Consider the following 13,499-nt stretch of genomic DNA (forward strand, 5'->3'; position numbering starts at 1 on the left):
TCATGACAACTCAATCGGCAACCGCAACCACCAAACCCGGTGGCGAGAGCATCCGATTCATCCCGGTACATTCCACTTTGTACCCGTGGCTGGTCACGGTGTTCGTCGTCACCTTCCTCATCTCGAACATCAATGCCACGAAGGGCGTCCAGCTGGGCTCGCTCATTACCGATGGCGCTTTCTTCCTCTTCCCTCTTGCCTACATCGTGGGCGACGTTCTCTCTGAGTGCTACGGCTTCAAGTCCACCCGCCGCGCTGTCTACATCGGCTTCGCCATGGCTATCCTTGCCGCGCTCTCCTTCTACATCGCCATCTGGCTGCCTGCCGCGGACTTCTATGAAGGCCAGGAAGCTTTCCAAGCAACTCTCGGCCTGGTTCCGCAAATTCTTGCCGCCTCCTTGGTCGGCTACGTTGTGGGCCAGCTGCTCAACTCCTTCACCTTGGTGAAGATGAAGGCCCGCTCGGGCGAAAAGGGCCTCATTGCTCGCTTGGTCGCTTCCACCGTCGTCGGCGAATTCGGCGATACCCTGTTGTTCTGCGCCATCGCAGCGCCCGTCATCGGTATCGATTCCTTCAGCGGCTTCCTGAACTACGTCATCGTGGGCTTCTTGTGGAAGACCGCCTGCGAGGTCATCATGCTTCCGCTGACCACGTTGGTTATCTCCTGGGTCAAGCGCCGCGAGGACTACGTGCCTATCGACGAGGCCGACACCCCTACGGCAGCGCCCTCTAAGTAGCAGCGACCTGTCCCGAATTTTCACCCCCTTGGCACGCACTGTGCTGAGGGGGTCTATTTCTCTCTTCCCTTTACTCTCCCCATTGAATACAATGTATTCACGATGGTTAAGGAGGAAATATGGCTACTTTGACGATTCGCATGGATGATAGCGACGCTGAGCTCGTTCGAAATCTAGCTGCCTTTGAAGGACGTACGATATCTGATTTTGCCCGAGCAGCGCTTCTAGAACGGGTCGAAGACTACTACGACCTTCAGGAACTGCGCGCAGCAATGGCAGAGGATTCTGGCGAGCGGTTTAGCCTTGATGAGGTCCTAGAGGATCTCTAAAGATGTCGGAGGGAATCACTTCATATCACGTCGAATTCACTTCGAAAGCCCGCAAACAGCTAAAGAAGTTTGACCGATTCGATGCACGAATCATCTTGACGTGGATCCAAAAGAACCTCGAGGGCTGCGAAAACCCTCGAGCTCTCGGAAAAGGATTGACTTCAAACCGTTCAGGTGAATGGCGCTATCGGGTCGGTTCTTACCGCATTCTGGCGTACATCCACGAACAGAAAATAACGATTGAGGTATTCGCTATTGGCCACCGGAAGGACATCTACGATGCATAAGCATCTACGAACGGCCCTCCTCCCTATCCTTGGCCTGACCACGGCCTTAATCCTTGTGGCGTGCTCGGGCGCCGAGGAAGTCACCACGTCGTCCGAAACGACGAGCGACGTGGCCGCGTCGGAGTCGATGACGGTGAGCGGTGAGACGTCGTCAAGCGCAGCGCCCAGCACCACCCCTACCCCGCCGCCGCTCAATGAGGGCCCAGCACCAGCCCTGACCGGTGCGTTTGAGATGGATGGCCCGGCCACCATCACGGGCGCGACCTATGACTCGATGCCCTTCGTCGTCCCCCTCAACCCGGCCGGTCCACAGGACACGATGGTGCGCTGGGTCCGAGACTGGGGTGAGTCACCCGCCACGGCAGAACAGGGCACTACTTACGTGTTGGGCCATGCGTGGGGCCAACAGAAACTGGTATTCAACCCCTTCTCCGAAGTGGTCACGGCCAACGTGGACCTCACCGCGCCCACGACGGTGGAAGGCCTCGACGGGGAGCAGGTACAGCGCTTTGCGACGTCCACCCTGAACGGCTCCCACATCCGCATGACCTCCGAGGGTGGTGAGGGCCGCGAGTGGATCGTGGACAACGCCTTCCTCATCCCCAAGAATCAGCTCGGCAGCGACGCCGACCTCATGAATACAGAGGTTCCCGGGCGTATCGTGCTCATTGCGTGTGCGGTGGACGGTGCCTCGGATTTGGAGTACAACGTCATCGTCACCGGTCACTTGGCGTAATAGCGCCCCATAAATTCATCGCGGTAGGCCTCGTAATAGCCGCCGTCGATGGACTCCCGAATGTTATCCACCAGGCGGATCATGAATTCCAGGTTGTGCATGGTGCACAGCGTGCCGGCGAGGAATTCCTTGGCCTTGAGCAAGTGGTGGATGTAGGCACGGGAGTAGTTCTCCGAGACGTAGCCGCCGAACTCCTCATCCACACCAACAAAGTCCCGCTTGAAACGCGCATTGGTGAGGTTGAGCCGCCCATCGAGGGTGTAGACGCCACCGCGGCGCGCCAGGCGGGTCGGCGCCACACAGTCAAAAGTATCGGCACCAGCCTCAACGGCGGTAAAAATATCATCCGGTTCAGAGATACCCAGCAGGTGCCGGGGCTTATCGACGGGCAATTCATCGCATACCCAGCCCACAATCGTGCCCAGATTTTCCTTCTCCAACGCACCACCGATGCCGAAGCCACCGAAGCCGCGCCGGCCATTCGCTTCGGCGCGATCGGAGAGCTCCACCAGCCCACGCGCGGCCTGGCGGCGCAAGTCCTCGTACTGCGCGCCCTGCACCACGCCCCACAGGGATTGGCGCGGCTTCTGCGGACCGCGGGCGAGCGTCAGTCGGTCATGCTCATCCAGGCAGCGCTGCGCCCAGCGGCGCGTGCGCTCGACGGATTCCTCCTGGTAGGTGCGGGTATCCACGAGCGTGGTGAGCTCGTCGAAAGCAAACATAATGTCCGCGCCCAGGCCATGCTGGATTTGCATGGAGACCTCCGGGGTGAAGCGATGCGTGGAACCATCGATGAAGGATTTAAAGTCCACGCCGTCCTCATCCACCTGCGCCATGCGCTCTTTCTTGGCCGCACGGATATCGGACTCCGTCAAGTCCGCCACGTCCATGGCGAGGACCTTCTTGAAACCCACGCCGAGCGACATGACCTGGAATCCGCCCGAGTCGGTGTACGTCGGCCCATGCCAATTCTCGAAGGTAGCCACGCCACCGGCCTCATCCACGATGTCGTGGCCCGGCTGCAGGTAGAGGTGATAAGCGTTGGACAAGATGGCCTGCGCGCCGGTGGCCCGGATCTGTTCCGGGGTCAGCGTCTTTACCGTGGCCTTGGTGGCCACCGGGATGAAGGCCGGGGTTTGGATATCTCCATGCGGCGTATGGATAACGCCGGTGCGGCCGTGCTTTCCCGGTTGTGCTGGACCACTTAGGTCCAGCTCCTTCTTCACATCGAAGGACAGGTCGGTCTCAAGCTGCGGCTTAGGGTGGGTCATAGGGAACTATTCTACGGGCTGCGCTGCCTTATCCTCTGCCTCACGAGACGCTGCCGCGTGTTTGCGCTCCCATTCTTCCTCGAGTGCGGTGCCCTCGATATCCAGCTGTGGGATCAGCTTGTCCAGCCACTTCGGCATCCACCAGGTGGTGTGCCCCATGAGGAACATGGTGGCGGGAACGAGGGACATGCGGACTAGGAAGGCGTCGAAAAGCACGCCCGCCGCCAGCGCGAAGCCGAAGATCTGGATGAAGGGCAGCGGCTGGCTGATAAAGGCCACGAAAACGGAAATCATGATGATGGCCGCGGCGGTGACCACGCGGGCACCGGCGGTAAAGCCAGCGATAGTCGCCTCATCGTTGGCGTTGTACTTGCTGTACTTGCCACCGCTGCCCTGCGGGAAGCGGGAGAAGTGCTCGCGCATGCGGGTGACCAGGAAGACCTGATAGTCCATGGCTAGGCCGAAGGTCACGCCGATGAGGAAGATGGGCATGAAGGAAATCAGCGGGCCCGGCGCGGGCACCAGTCCGGTGAAGCCGTCCTGCCACACCAGCACGGTCAGACCGAAGGCACCGCCGACGGAGAGCAGGAAGCCTAAGCCGGCCACCAGCGGGACCAAGATGGAGCGGAATACCGCCAGCAGCAGGAAGATGGCCAGGCCCACCACGATGGCAAGGTATGGCCCCATGGCTTCTTCGAGGCGCTCGGTGATGTCGAGCTGCACCGCGGTCAGGCCCGTCATGCCGATCTCGGCACCGGTGGCATCCTCCAGCTCCGCACCGGCAGTACGCAGGGCGGAGGCGGTGCCAACCGTGGCATCATCCGTCGGCGCCGTGGTAGGGCTGACCATGATCTGCGCGGACTTCATGTCTTTGCTCACCCCCACCAGCTGGGCGTGCTTGACACCGCCCACTTGATTCAGGCGCTGCACGGAATAGATGAAGGAAGAAAGGGCCGCCTTCTTCTGCTCGTCCTCTTCACCCTCCTGGCCCTGGATATAGGGCTGCAAGGCTGCAGAGTCCGGGTTGGCGTTAGCGCCATCCACGATCACCAGGAAGGGGCCGTTGATGCCGGGGCCAAAGCCTTCGGACAGAAGATCCGCCGCCTTGCGCTGGGTGGTATCCGGGTTGGAGGTGGTATCCGCCGGAAGCGCCAGCTCCATGTGCAGAACCGGAGCGGTCAAAGCACCGAGGCCGAGCACCACCAGGGCCATGACCACGCCAGGGACACGCTGCACCGTGCGCACCCAACGGTTGCCCATCGTTGGCTTCGTGCGGCGCGGGCGGCGCTTCGTGGGGTTGCCGGCCACGCCAGGGATGCGCCCAGCGAAGGCCTTATCGCCGAGCAGGCCCAGCATCGCGGGCACCAAGGTCAGCGCCACGAGCACAGCCATGAAGACCGTGCCCGCAGCGGCCAGCCCCATGGCAGTGAGGAAGCTGATGCGCGCCACGAGCAAAGCAAAGAGCGCGATGAAGACCGTCGCGCCGGCAAAGACCACGGAGGAACCCGCCGTACCGACGGCCATGCCGGCGGCGTCTGGTCCGTCCATGCGGGAGCGCTCCTGCCGGTAGCGCGACATGATGAACAGCGCATAATCGATGCCCACGGCCAGGCCAATCATGACGGCCAGCACCGGGGTGAGGTTGTTGAGCTCAATCCAGTGGGTAGCGATCATGACACCCATCGCGCCCAGGCCCACGCCCACGACCGCGGAGATAAGTGGCATGCCCGCGGAGGCCAAGGAACCGAAGGTAATAATGAGGACGATAAACGCTACAGCTAGGCCGATGACCTCAGAAATCGAGTTGACCTGGATTTCATCACCGAAGCCCGCGCCGCCGGCCTCTACTTCCAGACCTGCCGCACGGCCGATATCCATGGCCTCATGCACCACATCTTTATCCGCGGGGTCTACCGAGTAGGGGCTTTCCGCGTCAAAGTCGAAGGTGGTGTAAGCAATCGTCTCATCGGCATTGACCATGGCCAGGTTGTCGGCATCCGCCCGCGCGGTCTCCTCTGGCAATCCCATGGAAGTGAATTGCTCGATGACCTGCTGCTGCAGTGCCGGCGATACCTCAAGCGGATTACCCCAGCGCTGCTGGCTGCCCTCCGGGATATCCAGGCCCTCTGCGATGTGGCGCACCACGTCCCCGATTGCCGCCTCATTCTGCGGGTCACTGAGCTTCTGCCCATCTGGGGCCTTGAAGACGAGGTTGACCGACGGCGCATTGGCCGGGTTACCGTTCTCCGGGAAGAGCTCCACCGCGCGGCGGGTGGCGTCAATAGCGGGCGTGCCGCTGATGGAGTACTCCGTGGTCATCGGCTTCATCAGGCTCAAGGTCGCTCCACCCGCGGCCGCTACGATGAAGATCCAGGCGATGATGACCTTCCATCGGTTGATGTAAGACCAGCGGCCTAGGTGGTAGAGCAGCTTTGCCACGGAATTTCCCCTTCACATGCGCGATTATTGCTCGCGGAAGCTTTGGTGGTGGACACGAATGTGCACCAGTTTAACCAGTTGGACTGTGAAGCCCTAACGGTCCCGTAAGAGCTCTACCAGCCCTGCGGAGTATGGCCTGCGCTACAATGTGGAGCTACTGAAGTGCTCTAGGAGACCCGCCATGTCTACTTTCGCCATTGTCGCCGTCGCGGCCATCCTTCTCATTGCCATCCCAGCGGGCATGATGAGCCGGCGGATTCACAAGCGCACTGAAGACCACGACCCCGAGGCGCGCCAAGCCGCGCTGGATTTCCAAAGAGATGTTGATAGAGGGCGAGCTGGCTTCTAAAACACAAAAGACCGGCACCCCAGAGCTAAAACTGGAGTGCCGGATGTGGCGGTGGCGGCGGGATTTGAACCCGCGGTTGGGGGTTACCCAACAATCGCTTTCGAGGCGATCACCTTCGGCCGCTCGGACACGCCACCGCGTTCCAGATTACGGGAGTCATCCCGAGCGACAAAATCGCTGCCCACGCCAGGCGGCACGGACAGCGATTCAGCTATTTGAGGCTAGGAATTAGTCCTTGAGGTTACCGATGACCTCGTTGGCCTTATCCTTGATGCCCTCAACAGCGTCGGAAGCCTTCTGCTTGGCCTCGGAGGTGACCTGGTCGGCCTTGCCCTCGTTCTCCAGCTTTTCGTTGTCGCTTACGTTGCCAGCGGCTTCCTTAGCCTTGCCGACGAACTCGTCCTTCTTGTTCTCAAAATCACCCATGATTTTCTCCTTAATCTTTGTCCATTCAATGCGGGCCACCCAGCCTACACCTGAATCGGAAAGAGGAACCGGGGACACTACCCAACTCAGGGCTACTCGCCGCTGCCGCGCAGCCCCCCGAAGAAGCTCGTGAGCAGCTCCGCGCACTCCTCCTCCAGCACACCGCCGCGTACCTCGGGCACGTGGAGGGCGCCGGGGGCGCGGAGGACGTCGACAAGCGAGCCGCATGCCCCCGTCTTCGGCTCAAAGGCACCAAAGACCACCGAGGACACCCGGGAAGCCTGAATCGCACCAGCGCACATCGCGCAGGGTTCCAAGGTGACGACCAGCTCGCAACCCTCCAGCCGCCAGCCATCACCGTGCACACGCACCGCCTGGCGGATGGCTTCAACCTCCGCATGCGCTGTTGGGTCATTGAGTTGCTCGCGGCGGTTAACGCCGGTGGCGAGTTCTTTACCGGAGGCGTCGTACAGCACGGCGCCCACCGGGATATCTCCCACCGGCGTGGTGCGCGCCACCTCTATGGCGCGGCGCATGCGGACCTCCGCGCGCACCAGCCCTTCCGCCGGCTTAAGAGTCATCCGAGTCGAGGCCGTCGATGAAATCCTCCAGCTCATCACCAAAGCCCAGCTCGCCGGCGATGCGCAGGAGCATATCGGAAGGCCAGTCCTCATCGTTGTCAATGATGTAGCCCACTTGGTCCTCATCGAGGCCGAGGTCCGCGAAGATGTCGAAGTCGCCATCGCCGTAGGGATCGGCTTCCTCCCACTCGTCTTCGTCCAAATCCGGGATATCAATATCGCGCAGGTCGAGGAAATCCGCGGCGAAGTCGTCTTCGGCGGCATAGGTGGCGTCGGAAAGCAGCATGCGCACATCCCCCGGCACCGGGCGCACGACGACGAAATAGTCATCCTCCACGCACAACAGCGCAAAGGCCGCACCCTCGGAACGCAGGTTGCGCACCGCCTTAATGGAGGTGTTGACGTTAGTGAAGTCATCCTCGAAGGGGCGAATCACCCATCCGTGCTCGCTGCGGGCAACGGTGATGGAAAAAGAGAGATCGTCGTGGCTCATACCTCGTCAGATTAGTCGGGTTGTGCCACAATTGTCACCGTGAGTTCTCAAGATGTTCAACGCCCCGTCTGCATTATCGGCCTCGGCCTCATTGGTGGTTCCCTGCTGCGTGACCTCGCCGCAAGCAACCATCCGGTGTACGGCTACAACCACTCCACGTCCGGTGCCCGCATTGCTGTGAAGCAGGGCTTTGACGTCACCGATGACCTCCCCGCCATTCTTCGCCGCGCGGAGGAAGACAAGGCGCTCATCGTTATCGCGGTGCCCATGGATGCAGTGGCCTCGGTTCTTGACACTATTCAGGAACACGCCCCGAGCTGTGGTTTTACGGACGTCGTCTCGGTGAAGACCGAAATCCGCCAGCTCGTCGTTGACCGCAACATGCACCCACGCTACGTGGGTGGCCACCCCATGGCGGGTACGTCCAAGTCCGGTTGGGAGAACTCGCAGACCGGCCTGTTCAACCGCGCTGCCTGGGTTATTACTTATGACTACGCCGCCGAGTGCGACGCGCGCGGCGAACGTATCCCGACCGAGTGGGAGAATATTTTCGCTGATGTTGTCCGCATGACGCAGATGGTCCATGCAGAAGCCGTGCCGGTGCGCGTGGCTAACCACGATGCTGCGGTTGCTCGCATTTCTCATCTGCCGCACGTGCTGGCAGAGACCCTCGCGGTAGTGGGCGATAATGGCGGCATCCTGGCGCAGTCCCTGGCGGCTGGCTCTTTCAAGGACGGCACGCGCGTGGCCGGTACCCGCCCGGACCTGGTTCGCCAGATGTGCGAGACCAACGCGACTGCCCTGGTCACTGCTTTGGATGAGGCGATTGAGCTGATGCAGACTGCCCGTGACTCGCTGGCTTCAGATGAGCCTTCCATCGCCGAGCTTGCCGACGCTGGCTACAGAGCCCGCACCCGCATCGAAGCCCGATCCGGTGCTCGTAAGGAATCCGTTTCTCCGGTCAAGATTTCTTCCCGCCCGGTGCTGCGCCTGCACCCAGGTGCACCGAATTGGGTAGCGCAGTTACGCCAGACCGAGTCTTTGGGCGGGCGCATCGAGATCTTCTAGCTTTGTGGTGGGCTTCCAGGCCCAACTTCTAAGTTCCAGAAGGGCCCTGCTCTGGAGTTATTTCGACCCGCTGAGCACATTCCTGTCCTTGGTCGGCGGTTTCATCGTGCCCACACCGCTGCGGCACAAGGTCTCTTTAGTACGGTCCCCTTGCTCTGGTCCCTTTGCAGTACAAAGGGACCACTTGCGGGCAGTTTTCCTTACTCAGATGGTCCCTTTAGCCAGCGAAAGGACCAAACTAAAGGGACCAAAATAAAAGGACCATCTGCAACAGCTTGCCTCGCTCGATCTGGCGGAGAGCATCGGCCTGAGGGCAGTTCTGTCCATAGGGCAGTTAGCAAAAGGCATCTTGCAGATGGCATTAGTCAAAAGGCGTTTTCCCGCCTGAAAACGCCTTTTAGGTCGTGCACATGGCGTTTTTAGCCCCAAAGACGCCTTCTAGCGGATGCCTTTTGCAGGATGCCATGTGATGCCGGACTGTGAAGTGGCGTGCGCGGTGGAGTGGAGCGGCGTGCGGCGGGGCGGCGTGCAGCGGTGCAGCGGTGCGCGGGGCGTTTAGTCGCGGAAGGTATCGTCACGGCGCTTGCGAGCTTGGGACTCATCGCGTGTAATGCCGAGGAGCGGGTAGCCCATGAGACCCGCTACTAGGCCCACCGGCAGTAACCACAGCATGCCGGAGGCCAGCCACAGAACTAGGCCAAGGATGGCACCAGCGATCAGACACGGAACGAGTTTCTCCTTCATGGAGATTCAGCCTAGTTGGTACCCCGCTCAGCGACAGACTTGCGGTTGAGCAGGCGCGAGATGATGGCTATGGCGATAAGTCCTACTACCGCAGCAACACCCGCCGGCCATGCAACCGGGGCACTGACCTGCATCGTTGTCGGCGGCGCCGGGGAATTATCGGCGTTGAGAACGCCGTCGGTATCCCGACCACTGGTGATGTCCTCGATCCAGTCGCGGACTTCGACCACGGAAGTAATCGCCGCGGTAGGGGAAGGCAGATCTGGGTCCGCATTCGACGTGCCAGCCGTGGCCACGCCGACGAGGCGGCCATCGACGAAGAACGGTCCGCCCGAATCGCCGCCCTGCATGCCCTCACCATTGAGGGACTTCACGTCCATGATGGCAGCGGCAATCATCGGCCCCACTCCCCCAAGCTCGCCAGCTGGGATGCTTTCCGCGCCACCTGGGCCCGAAGTGATGTCTGGCATCTCGCCGCCCTTCATCACCTGGGGAGCGTCGGACGAGCCAGGGGCGGGAGCGACCATTCCGCCAGGTCCGTTCGGTGCAGGAACGGCCATACCGCCAGGAGCCATGGCACCGGAATCCTTCGGCGCGGTTGCTTCTCCTCCTGGAGCTACCGGCGTCATTTTCTCGCCCGACTCGTCAGGGCTGGCCGGTGGGGTACCACCCGACAGGAGCTCGCCGACTTCCATCTCGGCCATCGGCAGCTGGCCCTTGCGGGCCATCCGGGAGCTACTACTCCAACCGTAGAAGTGCCCTTTCTCGCCGGCGGTGGGGACCGCGTCCGCCAGCTTGGCGGGCTTGATGCCCTTGACGGGTTCGGTGAGATGGACGAGGCCCGCATCGATCGTTGGCGATACCGCCCACGAGTCAGCGTCGTAGACGCGGTCACCAAAACGTGCCTGCGTGCCTTCGTTGTTGACGGACTCCAAGCAGTGGCGGGCGGTGAGCACCCACTGCTCGTCCACCAGTGTGCCGGTACAATCGCCGAAGTTTCCGATCTTGCCCATACGCAGCGCAGCTACGGCAGCGCTTTCCTCCGACTGAGGTGCAGGTTGGGCAAACTCCAAGGCCATGGCCGGCGCAGCGCCTAGCCCCACGACCAGAGAGCTGGCCACAACAGCAGTTATCTTTCGTGCCTTCATTACGCGGCTACCTCCTTGATTGCCCAAGCCACGGCCCTCTCAGCCGGGCCTTTTCCGAAGAACTTTTTCCACAGCGCGCTCAGCACCAGGAAAGCGAGCACAAAGCCCACGGCTGCAATGGTGTTGTGCAGCGAGATGTGAGCCTGCCAGTAGCGAGCCGTGAGAATGTGCAGGATATAGATGGTCAAGGACATCGAGCCCAATGCCGCAAAGGGAAAGGTCAAGCGCGGCAGCTGACGGCCAATGATCAGGCACAGGTGCAGCACCACTGCGGTGACCGCCACGGAGAGAAGGATTTCACCAAGCACACCCGTATGCCCGGTGAAACGCAGCCAGCCAGGGATATCCGGGTTGAAGCGCTGCCACAGACCGATGCCGGTAACGACGACAGCCACCGCGGTAGTGATGGCTTGGGCGCGGGTGGGGCGGGTGAGGTAGACGTCGTAAAGCAGCATGCCCGCCACCATGTACGCCAGGAACGCCACGAGGGGGTAGACCTGCGGGAGGGTGTACGGCGCGTAGAGAACCGTCGCCCCCGCGGTGGCCAGCGCAAATAGCAGTACCTTCCAGCCGGTGGCCAGCGGCGGCACCCAGGCTGTCAGCGCCATGGCCGCGCCCATGACCACGAGCACCACCTGAATCTCACCGCCCACGGGCAGCAAGGCCACGCCGACGAGCATGACTATCATGCCGCGGGCAACCAGCTTGAGGAAGACCCGCAGCGAGTAGTCACGGGCAAGAATCATCATCGTGGTACCTGCAATGATGGCAAAGCCCGCCGCCGGCAACCCGGAGAGCACCACTTTGGCGCTCCACACCAGGTTGGCCATGTGCAGAATAATCATCCCGATGATGGCCAAGGAACGAGCAATATCGAGGCCCACTATTCGGGCACGCGCTGACACCTATTCATCTCCTTGCAGTAGAAAACGTCTAAAGACCGACCAATAGCTCTGGCCGGTCTTTACATTTGTGCCGCTTTTCAGCTCTGCGTTTCACTCAACGCCGCGTGATGTGCGTCTCAGCGAGTGAGTGCGATGGCTTGGTCCCCGTTCACAAGGTAGATGCGCTGCGGCGTCGCGGCGGCATCATGGTCCACCTTTATCTTCGCCGGTTCGGATAGGAACACAATGAAGGGAAGGTCAACCTTTCCTCCGGAACAGGCCTTTTCCGTCACGCCGCCGAGCTCCACCTCGCTACCAGACAAGGCGAATTCGCCGCTATTACACGGCAGCGAAATCGTCTGATTCGGGAAATTCAGGGAGAAATCTTCCGGCTTCGCCTCAGACTTCCACCTGAGGGCCGTGATGTGCTCCATCTGTTCATCGCTTGCCTCGACCAAACCTGCAGGCGCGTGGGCAATCATGCCGTGCTGGGCGACGCTCACCCCCCACGCCTCCGAACTCCCCGCCAGCTCCGAGGAGCCCGCGCTAGAAAACAGCGAGGAGATGAATAACAGGATGGCGGAGAGAATCGCTTTGATCATGGACACCATGTTAGCCGCCTCCGACATGCCCGGCCCCGCGCTCGGGAACAGACGACGAAGCCCCTAGCTGTTTGTGCAGCTAGGGGCTAAAAAAATTTGGTGCGCCCGGAGGGATTCGAACCCCCAACCTTCTGATCCGTAGTCAGATGCTCTATCCGTTGAGCTACGGGCGCAGTCCGTTGGCAAGCAGTGCGTGCGCTCTGCCGTGCAACGAGGAATAACTATACCCACACGCCAGAAAACTGACAAATCCCCTTGTCAATGCATGTTTTCGCCCGCGCGAATGGGCATAGCAATTCACCCCGTGTTCACCTTTATGAGGGACTAAACGAGGTCAGCCACTTCGGCGTCGGACAGCACGGCGTTACGAAAGGCCCTGAGGGTGGATTCATGATCGAAGTCGATACCGATGAGCACGAGTTCGGTGCCGGGCGTGACGCCGTTAGCTGCCCATAGGGACGCCGGCATGATCTGCAGGTTGGGGCCGGCCTGCTGCCAGGCATGGGCCACGCGCAGATCGGTATCAATCCAGCAATAACCCTTCGAACGCACTAAGCCAGTGCTGTCACGCAAGGCCTTGAGCAGACGCTCGCGGTTGAAAGGGCGGTCAGCGCGGAAGACCACCGAAGAAATGCCATACTCCTCGGTTTCGGGGGTGTGCGGATTCGCCAGTTCTTCCGCGTAGCCGTGATAAGTCGCGGCGGTGGCGGTGTCATAGAGGTGGGCGTCGAGAATCAGCGTGGGGTCAATGACACCGTTGGTGACGGGCACGACGCGGGCGCGAGGGTTCATGGCACGCACGGTGGCGATGACGCGTTCCGTTTCGGCGGCCTCCACTAGATCCGTCTTGGTGATGAGGATGAGATCGGCGAATTCGACCTGGTCCACGAGGAGGTCGGCGATGGTGCGGTCGTCGTCAGGCGTGGCCTCAATATTCTGCGAAGCGAGCGTGCGACCGCGGCGCAGGTTAGTCAGGAACGTGGAGGCGTCCACGAGGGAGACCATGGTGTCGATGGGGGCGGCGTCGGCAAGCGTGGTCCCATCTTCAAATTCCCACTCGTAAGTGGCAGCGACAGGCATGGGCTCAGAAATGCCGGTGGACTCGATGACAATCTGGTCGAACCGGCCGGAACGAGCCAGCTTGCCGACGGACTCAATGAGATCCTCGCGCAACGTGCAACAGATGCAGCCGTTGGAGAGCTCAACGAAGCGGTCTTCGCCGCGTTCAAAATGGCCCTCGCCGGCGACGAGGGCGGCATCGATGTTGACCTCGGAGAAGTCATTAACCACAACTGCCAGCTTGCGCCCCTCGCGGTTGGCCAACAGGTGGTTAAGAACAGTGGTCTTTCCGCTGCCTAAAAATCCGGACAGCACGGTAACGGGTGTAGCCATCCCGTAATGATAA

16 protein-coding genes and 2 tRNA genes are annotated in these 13,499 nt (G+C 61.1%); 6 read left to right on the top strand and 12 right to left on the bottom strand.

Features of this window, described 5'->3' with window-relative positions:
- The first annotated feature begins 2 nt into the window (after nucleotides 1–2).
- The 4 genes from I6J72_RS10630 to I6J72_RS10645 all read left to right on the top strand — a co-directional run bounded on the left by I6J72_RS10630 (nucleotide 3) and on the right by I6J72_RS10645 (nucleotide 2,089).
- Complete coding sequence (locus I6J72_RS10630; protein WP_204099152.1) at nucleotides 3–737, top strand: queuosine precursor transporter; 735 nt, start codon at nucleotides 3–5, stop codon at nucleotides 735–737.
- Nucleotides 738–856: 119 nt separating this feature from the next.
- A complete protein-coding gene (relB, locus tag I6J72_RS10635; protein WP_204099153.1) occupies nucleotides 857–1,066 on the top strand; it encodes a type II toxin-antitoxin system RelB family antitoxin in 210 nt (69 codons plus the stop codon).
- A 2-nt stretch (nucleotides 1,067–1,068) separates the two neighbouring features.
- On the top strand, nucleotides 1,069–1,353 hold the full coding sequence (locus I6J72_RS10640) for a type II toxin-antitoxin system RelE/ParE family toxin (RefSeq protein WP_204099154.1): 285 nt from the start codon (nucleotides 1,069–1,071) through the stop codon (nucleotides 1,351–1,353).
- Nucleotides 1,346–2,089, top strand: a complete 744-nt coding sequence (locus I6J72_RS10645; protein ID WP_204099155.1) for a sortase — start codon at nucleotides 1,346–1,348, stop codon at nucleotides 2,087–2,089. The genes I6J72_RS10640 and I6J72_RS10645 overlap by 8 nt, the downstream gene beginning before the upstream one ends.
- Here the strand turns inward: I6J72_RS10645 and tgt are convergent.
- Together tgt and I6J72_RS10655 are read right to left on the bottom strand one after the other, a co-directional pair.
- The gene (tgt, locus tag I6J72_RS10650) at nucleotides 2,077–3,360 is read right to left on the bottom strand and encodes a tRNA guanosine(34) transglycosylase Tgt (RefSeq protein ID WP_204099156.1); all 1,284 of its coding nucleotides are present in this window, start codon (nucleotides 3,358–3,360) and stop codon (nucleotides 2,077–2,079) included. The two genes, I6J72_RS10645 and tgt, sit on opposite strands and share 13 nt — an antisense overlap.
- Nucleotides 3,361–3,366: 6 nt before the next feature.
- Nucleotides 3,367–5,799: an MMPL family transporter gene (locus I6J72_RS10655; RefSeq protein WP_204099157.1), complete on the bottom strand. Its 2,433-nt coding sequence runs from the start codon at nucleotides 5,797–5,799 to the stop codon at nucleotides 3,367–3,369.
- Between the two features lie 181 nt (nucleotides 5,800–5,980).
- On the opposite strand from I6J72_RS10655, the gene I6J72_RS10660 reads away from it, so the two are divergent.
- The gene (locus tag I6J72_RS10660) at nucleotides 5,981–6,148 is read left to right on the top strand and encodes a hypothetical protein (protein ID WP_204099158.1); all 168 of its coding nucleotides are present in this window, start codon (nucleotides 5,981–5,983) and stop codon (nucleotides 6,146–6,148) included.
- Nucleotides 6,149–6,194: 46 nt separating this feature from the next.
- Here I6J72_RS10660 and I6J72_RS10665 read toward each other — a convergent pair.
- The 4 genes from I6J72_RS10665 to I6J72_RS10680 all read right to left on the bottom strand — a co-directional run bounded on the left by I6J72_RS10665 (nucleotide 6,195) and on the right by I6J72_RS10680 (nucleotide 7,648).
- A tRNA-Ser gene (locus I6J72_RS10665) sits at nucleotides 6,195–6,285 on the bottom strand.
- Nucleotides 6,286–6,376: 91 nt separating this feature from the next.
- On the bottom strand, nucleotides 6,377–6,574 hold the full coding sequence (locus tag I6J72_RS10670; RefSeq protein ID WP_070538445.1) for a CsbD family protein: 198 nt from the start codon (nucleotides 6,572–6,574) through the stop codon (nucleotides 6,377–6,379).
- Nucleotides 6,575–6,666: 92 nt separating this feature from the next.
- Entirely contained in the window at nucleotides 6,667–7,110 is a 444-nt protein-coding gene (locus I6J72_RS10675) for a nucleoside deaminase (RefSeq protein ID WP_204100508.1), read from the bottom strand.
- Between the two features lie 34 nt (nucleotides 7,111–7,144).
- Nucleotides 7,145–7,648, bottom strand: coding sequence for a tRNA adenosine deaminase-associated protein (locus tag I6J72_RS10680; RefSeq protein ID WP_115020994.1), 504 nt, complete (start codon nucleotides 7,646–7,648; stop codon nucleotides 7,145–7,147).
- Nucleotides 7,649–7,687: 39 nt separating this feature from the next.
- Between I6J72_RS10680 and I6J72_RS10685 the strand changes: the two genes are divergently transcribed.
- Entirely contained in the window at nucleotides 7,688–8,716 is a 1,029-nt protein-coding gene (locus I6J72_RS10685) for a prephenate dehydrogenase (RefSeq protein WP_204099159.1), read from the top strand.
- A gap of 555 nt (nucleotides 8,717–9,271) precedes the next feature.
- Here the strand turns inward: I6J72_RS10685 and I6J72_RS10690 are convergent.
- The 6 genes from I6J72_RS10690 to I6J72_RS10715 all read right to left on the bottom strand — a co-directional run bounded on the left by I6J72_RS10690 (nucleotide 9,272) and on the right by I6J72_RS10715 (nucleotide 13,486).
- Nucleotides 9,272–9,460 carry a hypothetical protein gene (locus tag I6J72_RS10690; RefSeq protein WP_204099160.1) on the bottom strand — a complete coding sequence of 63 codons (189 nt, stop codon included), beginning with the start codon at nucleotides 9,458–9,460 and terminating at the stop codon, nucleotides 9,272–9,274.
- Between the two features lie 11 nt (nucleotides 9,461–9,471).
- Complete coding sequence (locus tag I6J72_RS10695; protein WP_204099161.1) at nucleotides 9,472–10,608, bottom strand: trypsin-like serine protease; 1,137 nt, start codon at nucleotides 10,606–10,608, stop codon at nucleotides 9,472–9,474.
- A complete protein-coding gene (locus I6J72_RS10700; protein WP_204099162.1) occupies nucleotides 10,608–11,513 on the bottom strand; it encodes a DUF418 domain-containing protein in 906 nt (301 codons plus the stop codon). The genes I6J72_RS10695 and I6J72_RS10700 overlap by 1 nt, the downstream gene beginning before the upstream one ends.
- A gap of 116 nt (nucleotides 11,514–11,629) precedes the next feature.
- Nucleotides 11,630–12,094: a hypothetical protein gene (locus I6J72_RS10705; protein ID WP_204099163.1), complete on the bottom strand. Its 465-nt coding sequence runs from the start codon at nucleotides 12,092–12,094 to the stop codon at nucleotides 11,630–11,632.
- A gap of 97 nt (nucleotides 12,095–12,191) precedes the next feature.
- Nucleotides 12,192–12,267 (bottom strand) — tRNA-Arg (locus tag I6J72_RS10710).
- Between the two features lie 151 nt (nucleotides 12,268–12,418).
- A complete protein-coding gene (locus I6J72_RS10715) occupies nucleotides 12,419–13,486 on the bottom strand; it encodes a GTP-binding protein (protein WP_204099164.1) in 1,068 nt (355 codons plus the stop codon).
- Nucleotides 13,487–13,499: the final 13 nt, after the last annotated feature.

This window comes from Corynebacterium sp. FDAARGOS 1242 (assembly GCF_016889985.1).
Lineage (GTDB): Bacteria > Actinomycetota > Actinomycetes > Mycobacteriales > Mycobacteriaceae > Corynebacterium > Corynebacterium minutissimum_B.

Bases quoted from the DNA above. Each gene is read 5' to 3' on its own strand.
- I6J72_RS10630 (WP_204099152.1), top strand. From the start codon at position 3: ATGACAACTCAATCGGCAACCGCAACCACCAAACCCGGTGGCGAGAGC.
- relB (WP_204099153.1), top strand. From the start codon at position 857: ATGGCTACTTTGACGATTCGCATGGATGATAGCGACGCTGAGCTCGTT.
- I6J72_RS10640 (WP_204099154.1), top strand. From the start codon at position 1,069: ATGTCGGAGGGAATCACTTCATATCACGTCGAATTCACTTCGAAAGCC.
- I6J72_RS10645 (WP_204099155.1), top strand. From the start codon at position 1,346: ATGCATAAGCATCTACGAACGGCCCTCCTCCCTATCCTTGGCCTGACC.
- tgt (WP_204099156.1), bottom strand. From the start codon at position 3,360: ATGACCCACCCTAAGCCGCAGCTTGAGACCGACCTGTCCTTCGATGTG.
- I6J72_RS10660 (WP_204099158.1), top strand. From the start codon at position 5,981: ATGTCTACTTTCGCCATTGTCGCCGTCGCGGCCATCCTTCTCATTGCC.
- I6J72_RS10670 (WP_070538445.1), bottom strand. From the start codon at position 6,574: ATGGGTGATTTTGAGAACAAGAAGGACGAGTTCGTCGGCAAGGCTAAG.
- I6J72_RS10675 (WP_204100508.1), bottom strand. From the start codon at position 7,110: ATGCGCCGCGCCATAGAGGTGGCGCGCACCACGCCGGTGGGAGATATC.
- I6J72_RS10680 (WP_115020994.1), bottom strand. From the start codon at position 7,648: ATGAGCCACGACGATCTCTCTTTTTCCATCACCGTTGCCCGCAGCGAG.
- I6J72_RS10690 (WP_204099160.1), bottom strand. From the start codon at position 9,460: ATGAAGGAGAAACTCGTTCCGTGTCTGATCGCTGGTGCCATCCTTGGC.
- I6J72_RS10695 (WP_204099161.1), bottom strand. From the start codon at position 10,608: ATGAAGGCACGAAAGATAACTGCTGTTGTGGCCAGCTCTCTGGTCGTG.
- I6J72_RS10705 (WP_204099163.1), bottom strand. From the start codon at position 12,094: ATGATCAAAGCGATTCTCTCCGCCATCCTGTTATTCATCTCCTCGCTG.
- I6J72_RS10715 (WP_204099164.1), bottom strand. From the start codon at position 13,486: ATGGCTACACCCGTTACCGTGCTGTCCGGATTTTTAGGCAGCGGAAAG.